Origin of the sequence: Nocardioides ginsengisegetis (assembly GCF_014138045.1) — a bacterium.
Taxonomy (GTDB): Bacteria; Actinomycetota; Actinomycetes; order Propionibacteriales; family Nocardioidaceae; genus Nocardioides; species Nocardioides ginsengisegetis.
Genome location: NZ_JACGXA010000001.1, coordinates 2,204,645 through 2,228,594, shown reverse-complemented (window position 1 = coordinate 2,228,594; position 23,950 = coordinate 2,204,645). Strand labels below are relative to the sequence as shown.

17 protein-coding genes are annotated in these 23,950 nt (G+C 71.4%); 6 read left to right on the top strand and 11 right to left on the bottom strand.

The features are described from left to right. Position 1 precedes the first annotated feature (1 nt). Entirely contained in the window at positions 2-2,008 is a 2,007-nt protein-coding gene (locus tag FB382_RS10685) for a hypothetical protein (RefSeq protein ID WP_182539015.1), read from the bottom strand. Continuing rightward, on the bottom strand, positions 2,005-3,486 hold the full coding sequence (locus tag FB382_RS10680; RefSeq protein ID WP_182539013.1) for a bifunctional glycosyltransferase/class I SAM-dependent methyltransferase: 1,482 nt from the start codon (positions 3,484-3,486) through the stop codon (positions 2,005-2,007). The genes FB382_RS10685 and FB382_RS10680 overlap by 4 nt, the downstream gene beginning before the upstream one ends. Before the next feature lie 122 nt (positions 3,487-3,608). Between FB382_RS10680 and FB382_RS10675 the strand changes: the two genes are divergently transcribed. After that, on the top strand, positions 3,609-4,457 hold the full coding sequence (locus FB382_RS10675; RefSeq protein WP_182539011.1) for a 2OG-Fe(II) oxygenase: 849 nt from the start codon (positions 3,609-3,611) through the stop codon (positions 4,455-4,457). Here FB382_RS10675 and FB382_RS10670 read toward each other — a convergent pair. Continuing rightward, a complete protein-coding gene (locus tag FB382_RS10670) occupies positions 4,367-5,578 on the bottom strand; it encodes an acyltransferase family protein (RefSeq protein ID WP_182539009.1) in 1,212 nt (403 codons plus the stop codon). The genes FB382_RS10675 and FB382_RS10670 overlap by 91 nt on opposite strands. Before the next feature lie 106 nt (positions 5,579-5,684). Between FB382_RS10670 and FB382_RS10665 the strand changes: the two genes are divergently transcribed. After that, the gene (locus FB382_RS10665; protein ID WP_182539007.1) at positions 5,685-6,593 is read left to right on the top strand and encodes a porin PorA family protein; all 909 of its coding nucleotides are present in this window, start codon (positions 5,685-5,687) and stop codon (positions 6,591-6,593) included. A 16-nt stretch (positions 6,594-6,609) separates the two neighbouring features. Here the strand turns inward: FB382_RS10665 and FB382_RS10660 are convergent, their stop codons facing one another. Next, complete coding sequence (locus FB382_RS10660; RefSeq protein ID WP_182539005.1) at positions 6,610-7,437, bottom strand: methyltransferase domain-containing protein; 828 nt, start codon at positions 7,435-7,437, stop codon at positions 6,610-6,612. Positions 7,438-7,455: 18 nt separating this feature from the next. Here FB382_RS10660 and FB382_RS10655 point away from each other — a divergent pair, with 18 nt between their 5' ends. Together FB382_RS10655 and rpsA are read left to right on the top strand one after the other, a co-directional pair. Then, positions 7,456-8,373, top strand: a complete 918-nt coding sequence (locus tag FB382_RS10655) for a phosphotransferase family protein (protein ID WP_182539003.1) — start codon at positions 7,456-7,458, stop codon at positions 8,371-8,373. A 223-nt stretch (positions 8,374-8,596) separates the two neighbouring features. Continuing rightward, positions 8,597-10,078, top strand: a complete 1,482-nt coding sequence (gene rpsA, locus FB382_RS10650; RefSeq protein ID WP_182539001.1) for a 30S ribosomal protein S1 — start codon at positions 8,597-8,599, stop codon at positions 10,076-10,078. Between the two features lie 98 nt (positions 10,079-10,176). Here rpsA and FB382_RS10645 read toward each other — a convergent pair whose 3' ends face one another. From FB382_RS10645 to FB382_RS10625, 5 genes are all read right to left on the bottom strand, one after another. Further along, positions 10,177-12,327: an aryl-sulfate sulfotransferase gene (locus FB382_RS10645; RefSeq protein WP_182538999.1), complete on the bottom strand. Its 2,151-nt coding sequence runs from the start codon at positions 12,325-12,327 to the stop codon at positions 10,177-10,179. Positions 12,328-12,450: 123 nt separating this feature from the next. Beyond that, entirely contained in the window at positions 12,451-13,731 is a 1,281-nt protein-coding gene (locus tag FB382_RS10640; RefSeq protein WP_182538997.1) for an HNH endonuclease signature motif containing protein, read from the bottom strand. A 370-nt stretch (positions 13,732-14,101) separates the two neighbouring features. Next, positions 14,102-14,923 carry a phosphotransferase gene (locus tag FB382_RS10635; protein ID WP_182538996.1) on the bottom strand — a complete coding sequence of 274 codons (822 nt, stop codon included), beginning with the start codon at positions 14,921-14,923 and terminating at the stop codon, positions 14,102-14,104. Positions 14,924-14,933: 10 nt separating this feature from the next. Continuing rightward, positions 14,934-16,181, bottom strand: coding sequence for a class I adenylate-forming enzyme family protein (locus FB382_RS10630; RefSeq protein ID WP_343055559.1), 1,248 nt, complete (start codon positions 16,179-16,181; stop codon positions 14,934-14,936). 29 nt (positions 16,182-16,210) lie between these two features. Then, positions 16,211-19,117 (bottom strand): M36 family metallopeptidase, encoded by a 2,907-nt coding sequence (locus tag FB382_RS10625; RefSeq protein WP_182538994.1) that lies wholly within the window; start codon positions 19,115-19,117, stop codon positions 16,211-16,213. A gap of 88 nt (positions 19,118-19,205) precedes the next feature. On the opposite strand from FB382_RS10625, the gene coaE reads away from it, so the two are divergent. Beyond that, positions 19,206-19,793 carry a dephospho-CoA kinase gene (gene coaE, locus FB382_RS10620; RefSeq protein WP_182538992.1) on the top strand — a complete coding sequence of 196 codons (588 nt, stop codon included), beginning with the start codon at positions 19,206-19,208 and terminating at the stop codon, positions 19,791-19,793. A gap of 10 nt (positions 19,794-19,803) precedes the next feature. Here the strand turns inward: coaE and FB382_RS10615 are convergent, their stop codons facing one another. Beyond that, complete coding sequence (locus tag FB382_RS10615; protein ID WP_125036422.1) at positions 19,804-20,760, bottom strand: sigma-70 family RNA polymerase sigma factor; 957 nt, start codon at positions 20,758-20,760, stop codon at positions 19,804-19,806. Positions 20,761-20,931: 171 nt separating this feature from the next. Beyond that, positions 20,932-23,103 (bottom strand): S9 family peptidase, encoded by a 2,172-nt coding sequence (locus FB382_RS10610; protein WP_182538990.1) that lies wholly within the window; start codon positions 23,101-23,103, stop codon positions 20,932-20,934. Positions 23,104-23,126: 23 nt separating this feature from the next. Here FB382_RS10610 and FB382_RS10605 point away from each other — a divergent pair, with 23 nt between their 5' ends. Next, positions 23,127-23,849: a 5-oxoprolinase subunit PxpA gene (locus FB382_RS10605; protein ID WP_182538988.1), complete on the top strand. Its 723-nt coding sequence runs from the start codon at positions 23,127-23,129 to the stop codon at positions 23,847-23,849. Positions 23,850-23,950: the final 101 nt, after the last annotated feature.

Genomic DNA, 23,950 nt, shown 5'->3' with positions numbered 1-23,950 from the left:
CTCAGCCGCCCGTCAGCTCGGTGCACACCGGCGGCGCGAGCCCGCGCTCGACGCTGACGCCGATGCCCCGGGCGGCTGCGGCGGCGGTGTCGACCACCGGGGTGATGTCGATGGGGTGGGTGATCCAGTCCTCGTCGTACTCCGAGGACGGCACGTAGCCGACCTGGCCGCCGGGCGTCGAGCTGACCTCGGCGTAGCCGAGCTCGGCGCGGTCGAGGATGCCGACCCGGATGCTGCCGGGGTTGAGGATGTCGAACCACTGCCCGGGCTGGCTGCCGTAGCGGGTGACGAGCAGCAGCCGCGCCCGGCCGTCGCCGTCGGTCTGGATCCACACGGTGCTGGGGATCTGGGTGCCCACCCGCGCCAGCAGCACGCGGGTGGCGTCGGCGGACCGGCTGACCGTGACCGAGACGACGAGGCTGCGCCGCTCGACGAGCAGCCACGGCGTCGCGTCCTCGCCCGTGGCGAGGTAGAGCGCGTCGCAGTCGCCCTGCACGTAGATCTCGTCGGTCCGTCCCTGCTCGGGCAGCCCCGTGCCGTGGGTGACCAGCGCCCGCTGGGCTTCGGGGGTGAGCCGGTGCTGGAGGTCGAGGTACGACGCGAGCCGCGGTCCGCCGTACGTCGTCGCGGCCGCGGCGTAGCCGGTCAGCATCGCCGCCCCGGTGGAGAACAGCGTGGCCAGCGCAGCCAGCCCGACAAACGTGCCGAGCAGCAGGCGCCGCCCCCGCAGCCAGTGGGTGAGCGCGACCGTGCCGACGGCGCCGCCCAGCACCAGCGCGGGCACGAACTCGCAGGTGTAGCGGAAGGCGAAGTAGCCGTAGGCCATGACGCCGCCGGTGACGAGCACGCCGGCGACGAGGGGGAGCCGGAGCATCCGGCGCGGCAGGTCGACCCCCGGGCGGAACAGCACCGGCACCGACAGCACCGTCAGGGCGAGCAGCCACGGCATGAAGGCGGTGACGCTGCCGGTGCGGTAGCTCTGGTCGAGGAAGGCCCCGTCGTAGGCGCGGGCCGGGTGGGGCGGCGTGGTGACGAAGGGGAAGTAGTCGGTGAAGCGGATGCCGTCGAGGCGGAAGTAGGCCATGAACGCGGTCGGGAAGAACTGCAGCCCCGTGATCGTCCCGCCGTTGACCGCGAGCGCCTCGCGGCGGTGCGCGTTGAGCGAGGTCCACACCTGGTCCTCGAGCGGGAAGAGGTAGGGGTTGCGGAACTTCGCGTAGTTGAGGGCCACACCGGCCAGGACCGGCAGCACGCCCGCGACCACGACGGCCCAGCCGGACCGGCGCCGCAGCCGGTGCACCCGGCCGGACAGCAGCCAGGCGCCGACCCCGGCCGTGGCGAGGCAGACCGCGAAGCCGCCCGTTGTGCGGGTCATGACAGCGCCGAGGTCGAAGGCGAGCAGCCAGCCGATCGCGGCGGGGTCGGGGGAGCGCAACACCCGGAGCATCCAGTACATCGCGCCGAGCACGAACGGCACGGCCCACGCGTAGACCTCGTGGTAGACCCAGGGCAGCGAGGCGTCGTAGGTCAGGGTGGTGCCGCCCAGGGCCAGCGCGAGGAAGACCGCGATCGACCCGGCCTCCAGCCGGGTGAGATCCTCCTGGCCGCACATCAGGTCGCGCACCAGCCAGACCAGCCGGGTGGTCACGACCGCGAGCACCACGAAGGCGAGCGCCATCGACAGCAGCGTCAGCCGGCCGTCGTACTCGTGGGTGGTCGCGAGCACCGGCATCCGCAGGATCGCCGGCCAGGGCCCGAAGTACATGTACTCGTGGCCGCGCAGCACGAAGCCCTCGATCGACAGGCTGTCGTCGGGCACCCAGAGGTGGCCTGCCATCAGCGCCCGCGCCTGGATGTCGAAGAAGTTCGAGGCGTAGCCCAGCCCGCTCGCCCGGCGGGTGAGGCTGGTGCCCCAGTCGAGCAGCGTCAGGAGGTAGGCAGCGGCACCGACGGTGACACCCGAGGCGGTCGCGACCGTGCGCCGCCGGGCAGCCACGTCAGGGCTCAAGCGCGCTCCAGGCGGTAGAGGAACTGGTAGCCGAACAGGGTCGGCCACATGCGCGTGGCCGCCCGGTCGGCGACCGCGACCCTACCGGCGATCCGGGCCGCGCGGTCGCTGGCGGCGCCGCGCTCGAGGATGTCGAACGGCGACCCGACGGTCTCGCGCTCGACGATCCGCAGGCCGCACTGGGCGATCAGCCGCTCGAAGCTCTTGCGGGTGAAGAACCGGACGTGGCCGTGGTCGAGCGGGCCGCGCTGGTCGTAGTCGAAGGTGCCGGTCGCCGCGCGGGCGCGGGGGTACCAGTGGCCGAAGTTGGGCACCGAGACCAGCACCTCGCCGTCGTCGGCCAGCCGGCCGGCGATGTCGGTGAGCAGCCGCTGCGGGTCGACGACGTGCTCGAGCACGTCGCCCGCGACCACGACGCGGTAGCCGGTGCCGGCGTCGGCGGGCAGGCCGGCGTTGAGGTCGGCCTCCACGAAGTGCTCGACGCGCCCCGCGACGCCCTCGTGCTTGACCAGGTCGACGCCGGTGACGCGGTGCCCATAGGCGCCGGCGAGCGCGGCGAACTGGCCGTCGGAGCAACCGACGTCCAGCACCCGCGACGGCGCGACCGCCGAGAGCCAGCGCAGCAGCACGCCGTGGGAGGAGTGCTCGGAGGGCTTGAGCTCGTAGGCGTCGAGGTCCGGACCGGCCGTCGCGGTCTCGCCGAAGCCCATCCGCCGCATCCGGAACTTCACCACGTCGACGCTGACGTCCTTGGCGTACTTCATGCCGTTGACGTAGCAGATCTCGTCGCCGTAGTAGGTCGGGATCGGCACCTCGACGATGCGCTTCCCCTGGGCGTGCAGGCCCAGGATGATCTCGGTGTCGAAGTCGAAGGCGTCGGTGTACGACGCGAGGTCGAGGTCGGCGAGCGCGTCGACGCGGTAGGCGCGGTAGCCGCTGTGCCACTCGGTCAGCTGCAGGCCGGTCAGCTTGTTCTGGAAGCTCGTGAGGATCTTGTTGCCGACGAACTTGTACATCGGCATGCCGCCCTCGAGGGCGCGGCCGCGCTCCATCATCCGGGAGCCGAAGACCGCGTCGGCGTCACCGTTGGCCAGGGGCGCGACCAGGTCCTCGATCCGCTCGGGGGCGTACTGGCCGTCGCCGTGCAGCAGCACCACGATGTCGAGTCCGTGCTCGATCGCCCAGGCGTAGCCGGCCTTCTGGTTGCCGCCGTAGCCGAGGTTCTCCTGGTGGCGGACGACGGTCAGCGGCAGCGTCGAGCCGCTCTGGAACCGCAGGCCGACCTCGTAGGTGTCGTCGGAGCTGGCGTCGTCGCACACGAGCACGTGGTCGACGGTCTCGGCGAACGACGCGGGCAGCCGCGACAACGTCTCGGCCAGCGTGCCGGCGGCGTTGTAGGCGACGACGAGGACGCCGACGCGCGGAGCCTGCTTCGCGGGGCCCGGCCGCGTGGGGCCGGACTGCGTGGGGTGCTGCATTGATTTCTCCCTGACGGTCCCCAACCCAGCCGCCGGTCGCGACTGCCTCCCATGAGGGACCGGGACGGGATTCTATCCGCTCCGCGGGGTCGCGACCGCCGCTTCGTGGCACACTTCCGGCCATGCCGGACAGCTCGCTCATCGACTACGCCCGCCTCGAGCAGGACCTCGACGGCAAGGCGGCCGCCTACGCCGCGGCCGCGCCGTTCCCGCACGTCGTGATCGACGGCGTGCTGCTGCCGGAGGTCTTCGACAAGGCGGCCGGCGAGTTCCCCGGTATCACCGACGAGTTCTGGAAGGGCTACCTCCACGTCAACGAGACGAAGTACTCCAACACCCAGCCCGACTCGTGGGGTCCGACCCTCCACGACGTGGCGAAGGAGTTCTGCTCGCCGGCGTTCGTGGCCTACCTCGAGAAGCTGACCGGCATCGACAACCTGATCCCCGACTGGTCGATGGACGGCGGCGGCCTGCACCAGACGCTGACCGGCGGCCACCTCAACATCCACGCCGACTTCACCACCCACCACACCCACGAGGACTGGGCGCGGCGGGTCAACATCCTGCTCTACCTCAACACCGAGTGGCGCGACGAGTGGGGCGGCAAGCTCGAGCTCTGGGACAAGGACATGACCGCCTGCCAGGCGAAGGTCACCCCCGCCGGCAACCGGATGCTGGTGTTCACCACGGCGTACGACACGTTCCACGGGCACCCCGACGGCCTCACCTGCCCGCCGGACGTCGCGCGCCGGTCGATGGCGCTCTACTACTTCACGCAGGGCACCGACGTGGAGCGTCGCTCCACCAACTACCGGGCGCGCCCGGAGGAGTCCGGGCTCAAGAAGGCCGCCATCGGCGCCGACCGGATCGCGCTCGACGTCTACGACCGGGTGAAGCGCCGCTTGGGCATCAAGGACGAGTCGGTCAACCGCCTGTTGACCCGCATCGACCGGCTCCGCCGCCGCACGTAGGGCCACACCCCCGCGGACAGCTCCTCCCAGACGGGCGAGCGCAGCAGCGTGGTCACCCGTCGCTCGGCGACCCGGTGGCCGAACCACACCATCGCCGCGCACACCAGCACGGCGAGGACGGTCCGCGCCTGCCAGCGCCACTCGTGGGTGTGCCGGGAGACGAAGTAGAAGACGGGGTAGTGCCACAGGTAGATGCCCAGGGACCAGCGGCCCAGCCAGGTCAGCACCCTGTTGCCGACCGCGCGCGTCACGGCGGGCGGCGGCACGGCCAGCGAGCAGCTGACCACGAACGTCACCAGGGCGGCGTCCAGGAGCAGGCCCCACCAGGAGAAGTACGACGCGTTGCTGACGTTGAGGTGCAGCAGCGGCACCAGCGCGACCAGGCTCACGGTCGCGGCCGGGCGCGCGTAGGGCCGCAGCGACCCGAGGTAGGGCAGGGCGGCCGCGGCGAGGGCGCCGGCGACGGGTGCGTCCATCCGGACGGTGGAGCGCAGCAGCGAGACGTAGAGCAGCTCGGTGCCCGAGACGTGGAAGCGCCACCACGCGCACAGCACGAGCAGGGCGCCGAGCGCGACGACCAGCCAGGCCCGGTGGCGGCGCAGCAGGTGCACCAGCAGCAGGATCACGACGAAGACCTGGAGGTCGACCGAGAGGTACCACAGGTGGCCCAGGTCGGACCGGGCCGCGACCGAGTGCCCCTGGAGGTACCAGTTCCAGGTGTAGGTGCCGATGTGCAGGACCGACGCCCGGGTCACCTTGTCGGAGAACGGGTCGCCGAGGTCGAAGACCGAGACCAGCACGACGACGCCGAGCAGCAGGTAGAGCTGTCCGGAGAGTCGCAGGAAGCGGCGTACGAACGCGACGGCGGGGTTGAGGCCGACGGGGGAGTCCAGGCCGCGGAGCAGCGCGCGCGTCGAGACGAAGGCGCCCACCACGAAGAAGATCGAGACGCCGTAGTTGCCGCTGCGGAAGATCGCCGACGGCACGGCGTGGTCGGAGATCCACGTGACCGGCCAGAGCGCCCAGCCGTGGGAGACCACCACCAGCAGGATCGCGATGCCCCGGATGCCGTCGAAGACGTCGACGCGGCGCGCGGGCGCGGTGGGGAGGTCGGTGGACACGGCACGAACTCTAGTGAAGACAGTTACCCGCCGGTCAGTGCTGTTACAGTTCGGCCGTTCTGCACGTGCTCTGGGAGGGGATTCTGTGCGTAGAAAAGTAGGAGCGGTGCTCGCCTTCGTGGGCGGCTTCCTCGTCGTCCTCGCCATCCTCGCCCAGGCGTATGCGCCCGGTGCCCTGGAGAAGACGCCGATCGACGTCAACACCACGACGGAGCTCGAGGGCACTGCCTCGCTGCCGGACGCCTCGGGCGACCTGCAGGAGACGCCCGTCAAGGCCTACAGCATCACGCACACCGACTCGGAGAAGTCCGACGACAACGTCGCGGTCTTCCAGAACTTCGCCTGCCTGGTCAAGGACGAAGGTGACGTCACGACGTGTGTCTCCGCCGACGACCCGCAGGACCGCCTGATCAACGCGTCCGAGGACAACTTCGCCGCGGACCGCGTCGACGCGCTGGCCGTCAACGACCCGAAGTACCTCCCCGCCGACGCCGTGCCGCACGAGGGCCTGGTCAACAAGTGGCCGTTCCACTCGAAGAAGACGACCTACCCCTACTGGGACACGGTCCTGCAGACGACGGTCGACGCGACGTACGACCGGACCGAGACCCTCGACGGTGTCGAGTGCTACGTCTACGTCGCGACGGTCTCCGACGCCCCGGCCGAGGTGTCCGACGGCATCCAGGGCACCTACACCGACGAGAAGGAGTTCTTCATCGAGCCCCTGACCGGCGGCATCGTCGACCAGCGCGAGCACCAGCAGCGCTTCACCGACGACGGCGACGTCCTGCTCGACCTGACGCTGGCCTTCACCAAGGACCAGGTCCAGACGTTCGCCGACGACATCGGCGGCCAGGCCGACCAGCTCAACACGCTCACCAAGACCGTCCCGGTCGTGGGCTACGCCGTCGGCATCCCGATGCTGCTCATCGGGCTGGCCCTGCTGTTCCTCGGCCGCAACGGTTCCGCGCCGGGTGCGCCCAGCCGCCAGCCGGTCGCCGCGGGCAGCAAGTAGCCACCGGCCCCGAACGTCAGTCGCGCAGCTCGGCACCGAAGATCGCGGTGCCGGGCGTGTAGCGTCCGCGCGTCCCTGACCAGCCGCCCCAGACCCGGTCGTGGCCCTCGGGCCACTCCGGCTCCAGCAGGTCGGTGATCCGGAAGCCGGCCCCGGCCAGCAGGGCGACCCAGTCGCCCAGGGTGCGGTGGTGCTCGACGTAGGACACCACGCCGGTGAGGTCGTCGATCTCGACGTACGGCGTGCGGTCCCAGTAGGACTGGCTCGCCACCAGGCCCGGCTCGCCCGGGTCGTCGGGGAACATCCACCGCGTCGGGTGGGTGATCGAGAAGGCGTAGCGGCCGCCCGGCCGTAGCACGCGTGCGGTCTCCGCGACGGCCCGCTCGATGTCGGCGACGAACTGGAGCGCGCCGAAGGACGAGAAGACGACGTCGAAGCTGTCGTCGGCGAACGGCAGGTGCGTGGCGGTGCCGAGCACCGACGGCACGGCGATGCCGGTGTCCAGGTCGATCCGGCGCGAGTGCTGGAGCTGGCGGTGGCTGAGGTCGAGGCCGTAGGACCGGCCGCCGCGGTCGCGCACCCAGCGCGAGCACTGCCCGGCGCCGGAGCCCACCTCGAGCACGTCCCTGCCCGTGACGTCGCCCAGGATCCCGGCCTCGGCCTCGGTCAGCCCCTCGGGACCCCACACGAAGCCGGCGTCGCCGAGGAACTCGCCGTGCGTCGCCTGGTACTCGTCGGCGTAGCGGTCCCAGTCGGGGCCGTTGGCGTGCCGCGACTCGGCCTCGTCCACCGGCCGCCGCTCGACGCGGACGGGCGGATGTGCGGGTGCTGCGTCGGCGTCCACGACCGGCAGACTACTGCCATGGACCCCGCCGGCACCGACCTCGCCTCCCTCACGCCGCTCGCCGGTGGCTGGTCGGGGCAGACCTTCCTGGCCGGCGTCGCCGGTGAGCAGTCGGTGGTGCGCATCTACGCCGACCCGGGCCTGCGTGGCGCCGCGGCGCACGAGGTCGACGCGGCGCTGCTGCGGCTGGTGCGCGGGCTGGTCCCGGTCGCCGAGGTCCTCGAGGTCCGCCGGGCCGACCCGGCCACCGGGATGCCCGCCCTCCTGGTCACCTCGCACCTGCCGGGGGAGCGCGGCGACCTGCTGCTGCCCACCCTCGACGCCCCCGCCCGTGCCGAGCTCGGCGCCCGGCTCGCCGGGATCCTGGCCGACCTGGGCGGGATGCCCTTCCTGCGCTCGGGGCCCTTCGTCGACGGCGACCTGCGGATCGGCAGCTTCTGGCCGGACGGGCAGGACGTCGACGGGCTCCCGGCGTACGTCGACCTCGCGACACCGCAGCTGGGCTGGTGGACCCCCGACGAGCTCGACGGGCTCCGGGAGGTGGCCGTCGACGCCCAGGCGCTGCTCGACACGGTCGGCCGCGTCTGCCTCGTACACAGTGACTTCAACCCCAAGAACCTCCTCGTCGACCCCCAGACCCTCGAGGTCACCGGGGTCCTGGACTGGGAGTTCGCCCATGCCGGGCACCCCTTCACCGACCTGGGCAACCTGCTCCGCTTCGAGCGTGACGAGGACTTCACCGGGGCCGTCCTGGCCGCCTACGCCGACCGCCGCGGGACGCCGCCGGCCGACGCCCTGGCCCTCGCCCGGGCGGCCGACCTGTGGGCGCTCGTGGACCTCGCGACCCGACGCAGCGCCAACCCGGTCGCGGCCGCGGCCGACGTCCTGCTCCGCGAGGTGGCCCGCAGGCGTGATCCGGGGGCGGTCCCCGCCTGAGCCACCGCCTGGGCCACGCCTGCCGTCAGGGGCGCCCGCGGTTGGACTCCCGCGTGCGCCGCGGCGTAGTCTTGGACACTGCGCCTGCAGTCTGCCTGGGTCCCAGACCGAGTGGACACTGGCTCGCTATCAGCCCCACCGTCGGTGGAGCGTCTCATCGGTAGTGAAACCGGACTTCCGGCGTGCCCGCACGACTTCATCCATCCAAGGACCCAACTCCCTTATGACGAGCACCATCTCGATCCTTCCCGATTACGACGCGCCGCAGGTTGCGGTCAACGACATCGGTTCTGAAGCAGACTTCCTCGCGGCCATTGACGCGACCATCAAGTACTTCAACGACGGCGACATCGTCGAGGGCACCATCGTCAAGGTCGACCGTGACGAGGTCCTCCTCGACATCGGTTACAAGACCGAAGGTGTCATCCCTTCCCGTGAGCTCTCGATCAAGCACGACGTCGACCCCTCCGAGGTCGTTTCCGTGGGCGACAAGGTCGAGGCCCTGGTTCTCCAGAAGGAGGACAAGGAAGGCCGTCTGATCCTGTCCAAGAAGCGCGCCCAGTACGAGCGCGCCTGGGGCACGATCGAGCAGGTCAAGGAAGAGGACGGTGTCGTCGAGGGCACGGTCATCGAGGTCGTCAAGGGTGGTCTCATCCTGGACATCGGCCTGCGTGGCTTCCTGCCCGCCTCGCTCGTCGAGATGCGCCGCGTGCGCGACCTGCAGCCCTACGTGGGCCAGACCCTCGAGGCGAAGATCATCGAGCTCGACAAGAACCGCAACAACGTGGTCCTGTCGCGTCGTGCGTGGCTCGAGCAGACCCAGTCCGAGGTTCGCCACGGCTTCCTGACCCAGCTCCAGAAGGGCCAGATCCGCAAGGGTGTCGTCTCCTCGATCGTCAACTTCGGTGCGTTCGTGGACCTCGGCGGCGTCGACGGTCTCGTCCACGTCTCGGAGCTGTCCTGGAAGCACATCGACCACCCGTCCGAGGTCGTCGCCGTGGGCGACGAGGTCACCGTCGAGGTCCTCGACGTGGACATGGACCGCGAGCGTGTCTCCCTGTCGCTGAAGGCGACGCAGGAGGACCCGTGGCAGCACTTCGCCCGCACCCACCAGATCGGCCAGATCGTGCCGGGCAAGGTCACCAAGCTGGTGCCCTTCGGTTCGTTCGTCCGCGTCGAGGAGGGCATCGAGGGCCTGGTGCACATCTCCGAGCTCGCCGAGCGTCACGTCGAGATCCCCGAGCAGGTCGTCCAGGTCAACGACGACGTCATGGTCAAGATCATCGACATCGACCTCGAGCGTCGCCGGATCTCGCTGTCGCTCAAGCAGGCCAACGACACCGCCACCGCGACGGACGTCGAGGAGTTCGACCCGACGCTCTACGGCATGACGGCGACCTACGACGAGCAGGGCAACTACGTCTACCCCGAGGGCTTCGACCCGGAGACCGGCGAGTGGCTCGAGGGCTTCGACGAGCAGCGTGCGGTCTGGGAGGAGCAGTACGCCAAGGCGCACGCTCGCTGGGAGCAGCACGTCAAGCAGCAGGCCGAGGCCGCCAAGGCCGAGGTCGAGGCCGGCGAGGCCACCTCGTACTCCAGCGGTGGCACCGAGTCCACCGAGTCGGAGTCCGAGGGCGGCGGTTCGCTCGCGTCCGACGAGGCGCTGCAGGCGCTCCGCGAGAAGCTCACGGGCGGCGCCAGCTGATCCGCAGGTAACTGCCTCAGCACCCGCTGAACACACGCGAGGGCCCGGTCACCACACGGTGACCGGGCCCTCGTGGCATGTGCGGGGGAGTACGTCGGTCAGCGGGCTCGTACCAGGGCGTAGACCTGGTCGCCTCCGGAGAGACCGCCGCCCTCGGCGTACACGACGGCGATGATCTTGTCGCCCTTGGCGGCTGCCCTGGTCCGGTGGACCACTAGCCGGAGGTTCCAGATCTCGCCCTGGTCGAGCTCGGGTGTGGTGACGTCACCGCGCACGAGGCGTCGGGTGATGTCGTGACCACCGTGGAAGTAGCGCACGGTGAAGGCGTCGTTGCCGGCCCCCGCGGCCACGGGGTAGGCGTAGGTGGAGCTGCGGTTCTTGAGCCGGACCTTGAGGACGGCCTCGTCCCCGGCGTCGTGCAGGCGGAGCTTGACGCCCCTGTCCGTCCAGGCGCCGCCGGGCTTGCGGATCTTCAAGTCGGGGGTCCAGGCCGGGTCGCTGACGACGCAGCAGGTCCAGGAGACCGTCTTGGTCGTGGTGTTGCCGGCGCCGTCGGTGGCCGTGACGGTCACCGAGCGCGTGGATCCTGAGCCGATGGTGGCGCCGTTGGGCACGCTGCCCTCGCAGGACTGCAGGGTCGACCCACCGCGGTCCGTGCAGGTGTAGCTGATCATGAGGTCCTGGCCTACGTAGTGCTGCCCGTCCTCGACCCCGTTGATGGTGATCTCGGGCGCCTGCTTGTCCGGGGCCGGGGCGCGGAAGGCGCGGTAGGAGAACCACCCGGGCGCGGTCAGCGACCAGGACTCGGGGCCGGCCTGCGGGACCTCGCTGACGAACGGCGGGGTCGCCCCGGTGCTGTCCTGGCTGGCGGACCAGCCGACCAGCGTGGTGCCGTCGTCGAGGCGCTGGGCGTTGCCGGCGAAGGGTGCGTAGCGGCCGGTCGGCACGAAGCTCCGGACCAGGCGGGCGGTGTGGTTGACCTCGTCCAGCGCGTACTCCACGACCCGCGTCTGCGGCCGGGCCTTCCTGGCACCTGGGTTGGCCGGGTCGGGGCACATGTCGGCCGTCTGCGGCGCGACCGGGCCGGTGGTGTCCTTGCGCGAGCCGTTGTCGAAGAGCGTCAGGTGTCCGTCGGGCAAGATCCGCGCGTCGTGCTGGGCGCAGAAGCCGGCGTACGGGTCGTCGAGGAAGGTGAAGTCGTTGCGCTTGCCTCCCATCCGCCAGATCACGTCGCCGGGGGCGAAGCCGTCGTGGGCGGTGGTGGCGATCCGCATGACCTGACCCAGGTTGCGGAACGACGCGAGCAGGTCGCCGTTGGGCTCCATCTCGACGGAGTTGATGTGGGCGTAGTCCTGCCCCTTGCCGCCCCAGACGTAGCCCTCGGACGGGTCCGTGTGGCTCTTGGTCGTCCAGGTGAAGAGCGCGGCGCCCGCCGCGTCCTGGACCTGGATGACCGCGTCGAGCCACGGGACGTGCCCGGGCTCGTAGTACTCGCGGTGGTAGCCGACGAGGATCACTCGGCCGTCGGGGAGGTACTCCACGTCGTGGAAGTCGGTGTCGTCGGCCAGGATGCCCATCGACGGCACCGGGTCGAGCCGACGGGTGCCGGTCGTCTGGAGCTGGTCGTCGAGCTCGAGGACGCGGTAGCCGTACTCGGTGTCCTCGGGGCTGTCCTTGACCGGCTCGAAGACGGTGTACGCCGGACCGTGGGCATGGGCGGTGAAGTCGTTGGGCTCGGGCGCCTCACGCACGTAGGTCGGCACGCCGTTGTCGTCGAGCACGGTCTGGAAGGAGTGCGTCGACAGGAAGCTGCTCAGGCCCACCAGCACGTGACCGGCGGAGCCGGTGCCGGCGCTCGTGATCGTCGGGAAGCCCGGGGGCAAGTAGATCCAGGACTGGTGGCTCGTGCCGGCGGAGTCGGCGATCGCGACGGCGACCTCGTCGCCGGGGACGAGGTCGGTCAGCGTCAGCGGCTGGCCGTTGGTCGCGGGGATGCCGTTGACGGTGACCGTGCCATCGAGGTCGGTGGTGCCGGCCGTGACGGTCAGGGCGCCGTCGGTGGTGTCGTCGGTGTGCACGGCGTAGCGGTCGATGCCCGCGTCGTACGACGGCCAGGTGCTCACGCCGGCACCCTCGATCGTGACGCTGTGGGCCGGGGCGTCGGCGGCCTGGGTGGGAGCGGTCAGTGCGAGCAGCTCGAGAGCGGTGACGGCCACAGCCGCGACGAGAACCCCGGGACGCCACTGCATGGCGTCACCCTAAGGCCCCGGCCAGCGGCGGGACTGCCGAACTGCGGGTCGCGATGCGCGGCGCAGCGGGTCCGCCTGGGCGAGGCACGCCAGTGACCCCGCCGATGGCGGGATGCAGGGCGGTCAGGCTCGTCGGCGGTGCGCCGGGTGGCGGGTCACGTCGAGGGTGCCCTCGTGGTCGACGAGGTATCTGTGCTGGTGGGGGCTGGTCCACAGGAAGGTGCCGGGCTCGAGCTGGGTGTAGCGCCAGCCGCCATGGGTCTTCAGTCGGTGATGGCGCCGGCAGAGCGGGGCCACGTTGCACGGGCAGGTGACGCCGTCGTCGTCCCAGGGGACGACGTGGTCGCAGTCGCACGTGCGGGCCGGTCGGGTGCACCAGGGGAAGACGCAGTGGCCATCGCGAAGGCGGACGCGCTCGGCGATACGGTCGGGGACCTCGTAGGCGTCCACGCGGTCGTGGTCGGCGAGGTCGATGACCGGCTTCACGACCACCGCGAGGTCGGGGTTGCCGGTCCACTCGCGGATCTGGTCGATGGTGATGATCGTGGCGGTGTTCTCCAACCGCGCGATGCCGGCCCCCTCACCGGTGAGTTCCTGCTCGGCGAGGTGGACGTAGAGGACGAGCTGCTGGCCGGCCTTGCTGGTCTGGTTGCGGGCGAGATCCCCGAGGGCCATGGAGCGGCGTACGTCCAGGGACTCCTCGCAGCCCGCCTCCTTGAGGCGCTGGGCGCCGGCGGCGACGGCGTCCTCGAGGTCGAGGGCGTCCCGGAGGTCGAGCTCGCCCCAGCACCGGCTGGTCCCGTCGAAGGAGACGCGGCGGTTGTCGATGACGAAGTGGCGGCGCTCGGCGGCCTCCTGGCGCTTGCGCTCGGCCACCTCGGGGTCGTGGCGGGCAATCGCCTCGTCGATGAGGCGGTCGGTGGTGACGGGGCCGATCTTGTGGGCGACATGGGTGATGTGGCGGTCGACGTACGCCGCGGCATCGGCGGAGAGGGCCATGGTCTGGCGGGCGATGCGGCGGGCGCGCCAGGCGGGGATCTCGCCACGCCGGACCCGACCCCACAGACCGGCCAGGCGGTGGCGGAGCTCGACGGCCTCGCCGATATAGGCCGAGCCGACGTCGGTGGGGAGCCCGACCGCGGCGGCGAACTCGGCGACGCAGAACTCCGCGACCAGCGGCGCCCCCGGCCCGGCGACGGCGATGCCGGTGTCACCGAACCCGGCGGCCCAGTGGGTGGCGGCGTCGTCGATCGAGGCGGTCGAGTGCATGGCGGCCCATTCGGCGGCGAGCTCGAGGAGCCGGCACTCGGCGGCCTGGGCGACCTGCTTCTCGGCGCGGGCCGCGGCGAGCACCTCGGCCGGGGTCTCCGGCCGGGTCTCGGGTGCGGTCAGCGTCGCTGTCATGGGTTCATTCCAGCAGGGGCCACCGACATTTCTGCAGGTCAGAGCCCTTTTTCCACAGGGTCTGGCGAGATTCTTTGGTAAAGAAATCCTATGCTCCCGGCGCGTCAACCCCAGGTGGTGCGCCCGCGCATGCGGGCGGCGCGGGCGAAGCCCGTGCCGACAAGCGCGCCGCCCAGCCGACCGTCCGGGACCCGGGGTCAAGGGCGGCGAAGCCGCCGAAGGGAACCCTTGACGCCGGGAGACGGTTGGCTACGCGCGCGGGCGCACCGTCCCGGCACGAGTAGTTCTCCGACACGAGGCCGACTCTCGGCCCACTGGGTTTCGAGGCTCACCCGCTAGCGCGGCCTCGCACCCCAACCAGCGGAAGGCCTCAACCAGCGGACAGGAGGACCAGCAGGTGGGCGGCCTGCGCCTCGGTGGAGCCGGGCGGGTTGCGGTGGAAGCCGCCGTTGCCGGGGAGCAGCATGGCCAGCCAGAACGCCGCCCACAGCGGCCGGTAGGCGTCCATGCGCCGGGTCTCGTCGGGCGTCAGCCCCACCGCGTCGACCAGCGCGTCGGTGTCGAAGACACCGGACAGCCGACCGGCGATGTGCTCGACGTGGTCGGCCAGCTCGTACGCCGGGTCGCTGATGCCGCCGTCCTCGAAGTCGACGAGCCGGCAGGTCTCGCCGTCCCACAGGATGTTGGCGGGGTTGAGGTCCGAGATGCCGAGGACCACCTGCCGCGGCTCCGGCAGCACGTCGTTCCTCGCCAGCCACGCGCGGGCCACCGAGACCGCCTGCGCCACGAGCGCCGGGTCGCGGCACGCATCGAGGTCATAGGGGTCGGCAAACCACTCCACAAGGAGCCGTTGGTGCCCGGACGGTCCGTAGAGCCGCTCGGGGACCTGGGCGGCGTGCACCGACTCGAGGGGCACGGCGTACATCCGGCGCAGCGCCTGCCCGAGCGATGCCGTCTGCGACGGAGTCAGCGGCGCCCCACCGAGCGGCTCGCCGGGCAACCTCTCCATGACGACCACCGGGGCGCCGTCGGCGCTCTCCCGCCGCAGCGGCCGCGGAGCGACCCCGGGTGCGTGCTCGGCGAGGAGCGTCAGGCAGGCCCACTCGCGGTCGGCCTCGCCCCGCTCCCAGCGGACGTAGCGCTTGTGGACCTCGTGCTCGGTGAAGGTCAGGTCGTGGGTCTGCGTCTGCACGGCCGCCACCCTAGGTGCGGGGCAGCTGGTCTCGGCGCACCTTCCCGGTGAGCGTGCGCGGCAGCTCGTCGAGGAACGTCCACGTCTTCGGGCGCTTCGGGGGCGCGAGCCGCTCCCGCGCGAAGGCGTCGAGCGAGGCGGAGGACGCGGTGCCGACCACCGCCGCGCACACCCGCTGTCCCCAGCGGTCGTCGGGGACGCCGTAGACGGCCACGTCCACGACCGAGGGGTGCTCGCGGAGGGCGTGCTCGACCTCGAGCGGATAGACGTTGACTCCGCCGCTGATGATCAGGTCCTCACGGCGGCCGTCGAGGTAGAGGTAGCCGTCGTCGTCGAGACGGCCGAGGTCGCCGACGCTGAACCGGTCACCGCGCCAGGCCTCCGCCGTCTTCGCGGGATCGCCGTAGTAGGTGAAGCGGGCGTGCTCGGGCACGCTGCACCAGATCGTCCCGTCCTCGTCGAGGTGCAGCGTGCGCCCGGGCCGGGCACGGCCGACGGTCCCGGGACGCTCCAGCCACTCCTCGCTGCGGCACGCCGTGAACTGCCCCTCGGTCGAGCCGTAGAACTCCCACGTCGAGCCCGCCGGGAACAGCTCGATCAGCCGCTCCTTCACGCTCGCTGGGCACGGCGCCCCGGCGTGGGCGACGAGGCGGAACGACGAGAGATCGGGTACGCCGGCCTCGTCCCAGTGCGCGAACAGCCGCTGCAGGTGCGTCGGCACGCAGAACATCGTGGTCGGCCGCTCGCGCTCGATCGCGGCCGTGACCGCGGCGGGGTCGAACGGTCCGGGCACGACCATCCGCCCGCCCGCGAGCCGCGTCCCCATCCCGAACCGCAGCGGCGCGGAGTGGTAGAGCGGGCTGAGCACGAGGTTCACGTCGGTGGAGGTGAAGCCCCAGAGCTCGCGCTCCTCGGCCACGAGCGCGGACGCCTGCTCGTCGGACAGCAGCCCGCTGAAGACGCCCTTCGGCACGCCGGTCGTCCCGCTGGTCACGTGCATGGGCCGGCCGCGGGGGAGCCGCGAGCCCGACGACGGGACGGTCGCACGCAACGCGGCAACGGCCTCGTCGGACTCCACGACCAGGTCGGGCTCCAGCCCGGCCAGGATCCGCTCGCGTTCGTACGGCGTGAGCCTAGGGTCCAGCGGGATCGGGAAGATCCCGGCGGCCAGCAGGGCCATCACCAGCTCGACGTACGCCACCGAGCCGGGGACGAGCAGGGCGACCCGGGATCCCTCGCGCAGCTCGACTCGATCCACGCGAGGGACCCTACGGGTCGTTCCCGGGCCTAGGGCGCCTCGGTCCCGAAGACCGCCATCTCCGAGACGTCCGCGAAGCTGCAGCCGGAGTAGGGGCCGCTGGGGCAGTTGCTCCCGAAGCTCGGCGTCTGGTTGCTCAGGATCCAGAACTTCACGTAGCGGACGCCGGTCGTGCCGGCGGTCGGCGTGACGTCGTTGAGCGTCCCGTTGTCCGCGGCGGTGAAGGTGCCCTGGGCGGCGGTCGTCCAGGTGACGCCGTCGACCGAGGTCTCGATCCGGTAGCCCTTGGTCGCGGCCGTCGGGTCGTCACCACACGTCGCGTTGGGGTCGACCCCGAACTTCGTGATGTTGACGTTGGCGTGCATGTCGACGACGGCGAACTTCGGCACGAAGGTGCTGGCCGGGTCACCCTGGTCGTTGCCCGCCGTGCTGCCCCAGCCGGTGCCGAGGCTGAGGTCGATCAGCTCGTTCGGACCACAGCCGTAGGCCGTGTAGTCACCACCGGTGAAGTCGACGATCTCGGCGCCACCGCTGGTGGACGCGAAGTCCCGGATGATCGAGAAGTCCGTCGGCGCACTGGACGTGCTGTCGACGGGCTTGGCCTGGGGGAAGTAGCCCGGGCCGTAGGCCACGACCTTCTTGTAGGTGCCGGCGTAGAGGCCGCCGATGGAGTAGCTGCCGTCGAGCGCCGTGGTGTCGGTCGCCGCGTCACCCTGGCCGGCCACCGCCACGAGCGCACCCGCGACGGGGTTGCCGGTGGTCGGGTCGGTCACGACGCCGCTGATCGTCTGGTCGGCGGGCCCGCTCGGCGGGGTGTTGAAGTCCTCGGCCGGATCGTCGTCGCCGCCGTTGATGGCGCCCGCGAAGAAGCCCATGCCGCGGTGTGCGAAGACACCCCAGATCGCGGTGTTGTGGCTGCCGCCGTAGGCCACGTTGTCGGCCTGCACGATCGCGTTGCGCATGTCGAGGAACGACGGGTCGTCGGCCGAGATCGACATCGCGCGGGTGATCAGGCGGTCGGCGACGGCCGCGCCCAGCTTCTTGCGGAGGTCCCAGAGGGTCTGGCCCCAGATCTCACCGCTGGCGTGCACCTCCGCGCCGGGGATGACCGTGGCGAAGTCGCCGTAGGTGTAGCCGCCGCGCGACCCGTCGATCCGGGTGCAGCCCTTGGCGGTGGAGCCGACGGCGCAGTCGAGGTCCATCGTGCGGATCAGCGGCTGGCCGACGGAGACGTACTTCCCGACGAGCAGCTCGCCGGACTTGCTGGTGTCGGGCTGGAAGCCCTTCTTCACGAGGTAGTCCATGGCGTAGTAGTCGCTCCACGCCTCGCCCATCGAGCCGGGCTGGATGTCGTTGAGCGTGGAGACACCGCCGGCGTCGACCACCAGCCGGTTGGACAGGCCGTGGGTGTACTCGTGGTAGAGCACGTCGGCCTCGAAGGACGAGCTTGTCGGCAGGAACGGCTCCTGGTTGTCCGTCGTGCCGGGGAAGTGGAAGAGGTACATCTGCATGGTCGGAGACTGGCCGTCCGGCGGGGTGTCCATGTTGGCGTTGTCGATGTGGTTGCCGTCGGGGAAGCCGCCCGCGGTGTCGGCGCCGTCGAGCGCGTTGAGCTTCACCGGGTCGTGGTCGGACGTCTCGAAGTTGCCCGCCGCGCTCGTGAAGCTGATCGGCGCCTTCTTGAGGTAGTCGTGGAAGTTGCTCGCCAGGTAGAACGCCTGGGCGACGTCGGCCTTCATGTTGGTGCGCCAGGAGTCCTTCTTCTTCGGGTTCCAGGTGCAGACGTAGTGCGACGAGCAGAACTTCGAGGCGGTCGAGCCGAAGTGCACGAGGCTGAACTGCGCGCCGCTGCTGGTGCCCGGCACCGGCGTCTTCTCGGCGTTGTCGCGCTGGTTGTTGTCGTTGACGTCGGCCCACGCCACCACGCTGTTGCCGGCCAGCGTGGTCGCGCTCTTCTTCAGCCAGCCGCGACTGATGAAGTTGACGACCTTGGGCTTCCCGCCCTTGGCGGCGCCGGGGTAGTTGTCGTAGACGTAGGAGTCCCCGTCGGCGGAGTCGGTGGTCGAGCGGCGGAAGAGCACCGCGCCCGACGTCGCGTCGACGACGTGCTGGTAGGCGCCGCCGCCCGCGTGGACGTACGTCGACCATCCGGCGCGCAGGCCGCTCCGGGTCAGGAACCACACCGGGCTGGCCTGGTCACCGGCCGCGGCGGTGGTGCCGCCGACGTTGCGGGCGGCCGCCGATCGGGCCGCGGCCGCGTCCAGCGAGCCGGTGCCGGCCGCGGCGGCGAGCGCCTGAAGTCCGTGGACCGGGCTGCCCTGGACGGCCAACACGCGGCCGTCCCGGGTGACCTGCACCTTGAGCCCGTTGCCGAAGACGGGCCGCCCGGCGGCGTATTGCTGCCAGGAGAGGTGGTGCAGGCCCATGTCGTCGACGTAGTCCTTGCGGAACCGCAGGGTCTGCAGGTCGGCGGCGTCGAGGCCGAGCGCCGAGGCGTGCTGGCGGACGTAGGCCAGCGCGATCGAGCGCGCCGGGGCCGTGGACCGCCCGGTGAGGAAGCCGTCGAGGCGGCCGACGTTGCGGACCGTGCCGGTCAGCGGGTCGAAGTCGAGGAGCGCCTGGCTGCCCAGCGAGCGCTGCCAGGCCCGGTCGGCCTTGCTCAGGCCGGCGAGGCGCTGGCGCTCGGCGCGGACCATGGCCTTGTTGCCCAGGCGCCGGGCGTCGAGGTAGCCCGGGGTCCGGGCGGCATCGTGGCGCACGCTGCTGGAGGCGAGCCGGGACGTGGGCTGCTGGATGGCCGCCTGGCTCGGCAGGCCCAGCATGGTCACGGCCAGCGCGGTGCTGGCGACGGCGGCCGAGGCCACCCAGGTCTTCTTGGCATGGATCACGGCGGTGCCCCCGGAGTGTGAGGTCGTACGGCGCCGCCTCGGCGCCATGCTCGAACCTAGGCACCAACGGGCTACCGCGCCATCCCCCCGATGGGCTATGCGACCGCGCGTCGCCCTGGTCTGGGAGCATGCGCGCATGCGAGTGGGACTGACCGGCGGCGTGGCCTCGGGCAAGAGCACGGTCTCGGCGATGCTGGCCGAGCTGGGCGCGATCGTCATCGATGCGGACCGGCTGGCCCGCGAGGTCGTCGCGAAGGGCACCGACGGGCTGACCGAGGTCGTGGCCGCCTTCGGGCCGGAGGTGCTGACCGCCGACGGCGAGATGGACCGGCCGGCGGTGGGGGCGATCGTCTTCGCCGACGAGGCGAAGCGGCGCGTCCTCGAGGGGATCATCCACCCGCGGGTCCGGGCCCGGAGCGCCGAGATCGAGGCGACGGCCGGCCCCGACGACCTCGTCGTGCACGACATTCCGCTGCTCGCCGAGACCGGGGGCGCGCGCGTCTTCGACGCGGTGGTGGTGGTCGACGTACCCGTCGAGGTGCAGGTGGAGCGGATGCTGCGTGACCGCGGCTGGACCCGGGAGGACGCCGAGTCGCGGATCGCGGCCCAGGCGACCCGCGCGGACCGGTTGGCGATCGCCACCCACGTCATCGAGAACACCGGGACGCTCGAAGACCTCCGCCAGCGTGTGACGGAGGTCTTCGAGGAGCTGCGGGCGGGCTAGGCGGCGCGGGTCAGGCGGCGAGGTCCGGGTCGGCGAACCGGCGCAGCTTCTGCAGCGCCTCCCGCTCGAGCTGGCGGACCCGCTCGGCGGAGATGCCGTGCTTGAGCCCGATGTCGGCCAGCTTGTGCTGGCGACCGTCGACGAGGCCGTAGCGCGAGCGGATGATGTCCGCGGCCCGGTCGTCGAGCTGCCCGACCAGGCTGTTGAGCCGGTCGCGGGACTCGACGTCGATGAAGTTCAGGTCGGGACCCGGGGCGGTCTCCTGGGCCATCAGGTCGCCCAGCGACGTGTCGCCGTCCTCGTCGACGGGGGAGTCGAGGCTGACGTGCTCGCGGCCCCACGCCATCAGGTCGAGGACACGGTCGACGTCCATGCCGAGCTCGGTGGCGATCTCCTGCGGGTCGGGGTCACGGCCGAGCTGGCGCTCGAGCGTGCGGCGGGCGCCGCCGACCTGGTTGAGCTCCTCGACGACGTGCACGGGGAGCCGCACGACCCGCGCCTGCTGGGCGATGCCGCGGGTGATCGCCTGCCGCACCCACCACGTGGCGTAGGTCGAGAACTTGTAGCCCTTGGTGTAGTCGAACTTCTCGACCGCCCGGATCAGGCCGGTGTTGCCCTCCTGGATCAGGTCGAGCATCGGCATCTGGGCCCGGCCGTACTTGCGCGCGATCGAGACGACCAGGCGCAGGTTGGCGGTGATGAACGTGTCGACGGCCTTGCGGCCCTCCTCGGCGAGCCACTCGAGCTCCTCCTCCGTCGCCGCGAGCGGCGCACCGCCCTTGCGGCGGCCCACGCGACCCTCGGCCAGGAGCGCCTCGGCCATCAGGCCGGCCTCGATGGTCTTGGAGAGCTCGACCTCGGTGGCGGCGTCGAGGAGGGGGTTGCGTGCGATCTCGTCGAGGTAGAGGCCGACGCTGTCGCGGCCTTCGATCTCCCGGGTCCCGGCAGTTGCGGTCCGTGTCGCCATGGGACGCCCTCCTCAGCTGATGGGCACTCTCACCGGAGTGCCTCGCGATTTGTCCAACGTCCCGGCGTACCCGGAGATTCCCGGGGCATGTGGGGTTGTGTTGGGCCTTCGTTGCAAAGGACGCGTGGGGATTGGTCAGAGTTGCACGCAACGGCAACTCTCAGGGACTTCTCAGTCGGCGGCAGGGTCGGCGAGGCCCATCCGGTCCAGGATCCAGGCCAGCGAGAAGGCCCGGTCGTGCCATGACTTGTAGCGCCCCGAGACGCCCCCGTGCCCGGCCGACATCTCGGTGCGGAGCAGCACGTCGCGCCGCCCGACCGCCGTCGCGCGGAGCTTGGCGACCCACTTGGCCGGCTCGACGTAGAGCACCCTGGTGTCGTTGAGGGACGTCTCGGCCAGGATCGGCGGGTAGTCGGTGGCGATCACGTTCTCGTACGGCGCGTAGCCGCGCATCGTCGCGTAGACGGTGGGGTCGTCCTCGGGGTTGCCCCACTCGTCGTACTCCGTGACAGTCAGCGGCAGGCTCGCGTCGAGCATCGTGGTCAGCGCGTCCACGAACGGCACCCCGGCGACGATGCCGCCGAAGAGCTGCGGCGCCTGGTTGGCGACCGCGCCCATGAGCAGGCCGCCGGCACTGGCGCCCTCGGCGACGAGGCGCTCGGGGGTGGTCCAGCCGGTGTCGACGAGGTGGCGGGCGCAGGCGATGAAGTCGGAGAAGGTGTTCTGCTTGTTGAGCATCTTGCCGCCGTCGTACCACCGGCGGCCCATCTCGCCGCCACCGCGCACGTGCGCGATCGCGAAGCCGGCGCCGCGGTCGAGCAGGGAGAGCCGGGCCACGGAGAAGTAGGGGTCGATGGAGGCCTCGTAGGCGCCGTAGCCGTAGAGCAGGACCGGGATCGGGCCGTCGGCCCGGGCACCGCGGCGGCACACGATCGAGATCGGCACCTGCTCGCCGTCCTCGGTGGGCGCCCAGAGCCGGTGCTCCTCGTAGTCGGCGGGGTCGTAGCCGCCGAGGACGGGGGTGCGGCGGAGCAGGGTGAGCTCGCGGGTGCGGACGTCGTAGTCGTAGACCGAGGACGGGATGGCCATCGAGGTGTAGCCCAGCCGGACCGTCGGCTGGTGGAAGCCGGGGTTGCCGCCCGAGCCGACCGTGTAGACCTCCTCGTCGAACTCCACGAGGTAGTCGTCGGTGACCGGCGCCGCCGGGTCGTCGCCGAGCTCGAGCACGCGGAGCTGGGTCAGCCCCTGACTGCGCTGGTGCACGACGAGGTGGCCGGCGAAGGCGTCGACGTCCTCGAGGCGTACGGCGCTGTCGTGCGCGATCAGCGGCAACCAGGCGTCCGGTGCGGTGGTGGCGCAGGGGGCCGTGGCCAGCTCGAAGTCGTCGCCGGTGTGGTTGTGCAGCACCAGGAACCGGTCCTGGCCGCCGAGGACGGCGTGGTCGAGGTTGTACTCCAGTCCCTCGACGCGCGGCGCGAAGACCTGCAGGCCCTTCTCGGGCGCCTCGGCGTCGAGGAAGTGGTACTCCGACGTGGTCTTGGAGCCCGAGGCGACCATGAGGAAGCGGTCGCTGCGGGTCCGTCCGGTGCCGACCCAGAAGCGCTCGTCGGTCTCGTGGAAGACCAGCTCGTCGTCGGTCTGGGGCGTGCCGAGCCGGTGCCGCCAGATCTTGTCGGCGCGCCACGCCTCGTCGGTGGTCGTGTAGTAGAGCTCCCCGCCGTCGCGGTCCCAGGTCGCGCCGCCGAGCACGCCGGTGATCTCGTCGCCGAGCAGCTCGCGGGTCCGCAGGTCCAGGACGCGCACGGTGTAGCGCTCGTCGCCGACCACGTCGGTGGAGTAGGCCAGCAGGTGACCGTCGGGGCTCACCGCGGAGCCGCCGAGGGAGAAGAACTCGTGGCCCTCCGCGAGCGCGTTGAGGTCGAGCAGCAGCTCCTCGCCGGGCAGGGCCGGCTCGTCGGGCGCGCAGTCCTGGGCCGGCTGCGGGGGAGTCCAGTCATCCGGGTCGCTGACCGGCACGCGGCAGGAGACGCCGTACTCCTTGCCCTCGAAGGAGCGGCCGTAGTACCAGTAGCCGCGGTTGCGGGTCGGCACCGACAGGTCGGTCTCGAGGGTGCGGGCCTTGATCTCGTCGAAGATCGCGGCGCGCAGGTCGGCGAGGTGGGCGGTGCGCGCCTCGGTGTAGGCGTTCTCGGCCTCGAGGTGGGCCACCACGTCCTCGGAGTCCTTCTCGCGCAGCCACTCGTAGTCGTCGGTGCGCGTCTCGCCGTGGATCTCGCGGGTGGTGGGGCGACGGTCCGCGACGGGCGGGTGCGGGACGACGTCGGGTGTTGCTTCGGGGGACATGCCGAGAACGCTAGCGTCGGGGGGTGCACCGATCCTCCATCGACCTCAACGCCGACCTCGGCGAGGAGGTGACCGACGACGCGGCGCTGCTCGCGGTGGTGACCAGCGCGAACGTCGCCTGCGGCTACCACGCCGGCAACCCGGTGATCATGCGCCGGGTCTGCGAGGAGGCCGTGAGGCTGGGCGTGGCGGTGGGGGCCCAGGTCTCCTACGCCGACCGGGAGAGCTTCGGGCGGGTCGCCCGGGACGTCCCGTTCGACCGCCTACGCGAGCAGGTGCTCGACCAGGTGGGGGTGCTGACCGCGATCGCGGTGTCGTGCGGGACCACGGTCGACTACGTCAAGCCGCACGGCGCGCTCTACCACCGGGTGGTGCGCGATGCCGAGCAGGCGGCCGCGGTGCTCGCCGGCTCCGGCACGCTGCCGGTGCTCGGGATGCCAGGCGGCCTGCTGCTCGACCAGGCTGCCGAGGCCGGGCGACGCGTGCTCCGCGAGGGCTTCCCCGACCGGGCCTACGGGGACGACGGGCTGCTGCTGCCGCGCACCGAGCCGGGTGCGGTGCTCTCCGACGGGGAGGTGATCGCCGCCCGTGCGGTCGAGCTGGCGGGCTGGACCGAGCCGCGCCTCGACTCGCTGTGCGTGCACGGCGACAACCGCGGCGCGGTCGACCACGCCCGCGCCGTACGACGGGCGCTGGAGGCGGCTGGTCTGGTCCTGTCGGGGCTCGGGAATCCTCCACAGGACTGAGCCAATCCTGTGGAGGAACGGGCTCGACCTGTGCACTCGCGGGGCCCTTCTGTGGAGGGCGTTGTGGGACCGCAGGAATGTCGGGAAATGTTCCCCGAAAG

Bases quoted from the DNA above. Each gene is read 5' to 3' on its own strand.
- FB382_RS10680 (WP_182539013.1), bottom strand. From the start codon at position 3,486: ATGCAGCACCCCACGCAGTCCGGCCCCACGCGGCCGGGCCCCGCGAAG.
- FB382_RS10675 (WP_182539011.1), top strand. From the start codon at position 3,609: ATGCCGGACAGCTCGCTCATCGACTACGCCCGCCTCGAGCAGGACCTC.
- FB382_RS10655 (WP_182539003.1), top strand. From the start codon at position 7,456: ATGGACCCCGCCGGCACCGACCTCGCCTCCCTCACGCCGCTCGCCGGT.
- rpsA (WP_182539001.1), top strand. From the start codon at position 8,597: ATGACGAGCACCATCTCGATCCTTCCCGATTACGACGCGCCGCAGGTT.
- FB382_RS10645 (WP_182538999.1), bottom strand. From the start codon at position 12,327: ATGCAGTGGCGTCCCGGGGTTCTCGTCGCGGCTGTGGCCGTCACCGCT.
- FB382_RS10640 (WP_182538997.1), bottom strand. From the start codon at position 13,731: ATGACAGCGACGCTGACCGCACCCGAGACCCGGCCGGAGACCCCGGCC.
- FB382_RS10625 (WP_182538994.1), bottom strand. From the start codon at position 19,117: ATGGCGCCGAGGCGGCGCCGTACGACCTCACACTCCGGGGGCACCGCC.
- coaE (WP_182538992.1), top strand. From the start codon at position 19,206: ATGCGAGTGGGACTGACCGGCGGCGTGGCCTCGGGCAAGAGCACGGTC.
- FB382_RS10615 (WP_125036422.1), bottom strand. From the start codon at position 20,760: ATGGCGACACGGACCGCAACTGCCGGGACCCGGGAGATCGAAGGCCGC.
- FB382_RS10610 (WP_182538990.1), bottom strand. From the start codon at position 23,103: ATGTCCCCCGAAGCAACACCCGACGTCGTCCCGCACCCGCCCGTCGCG.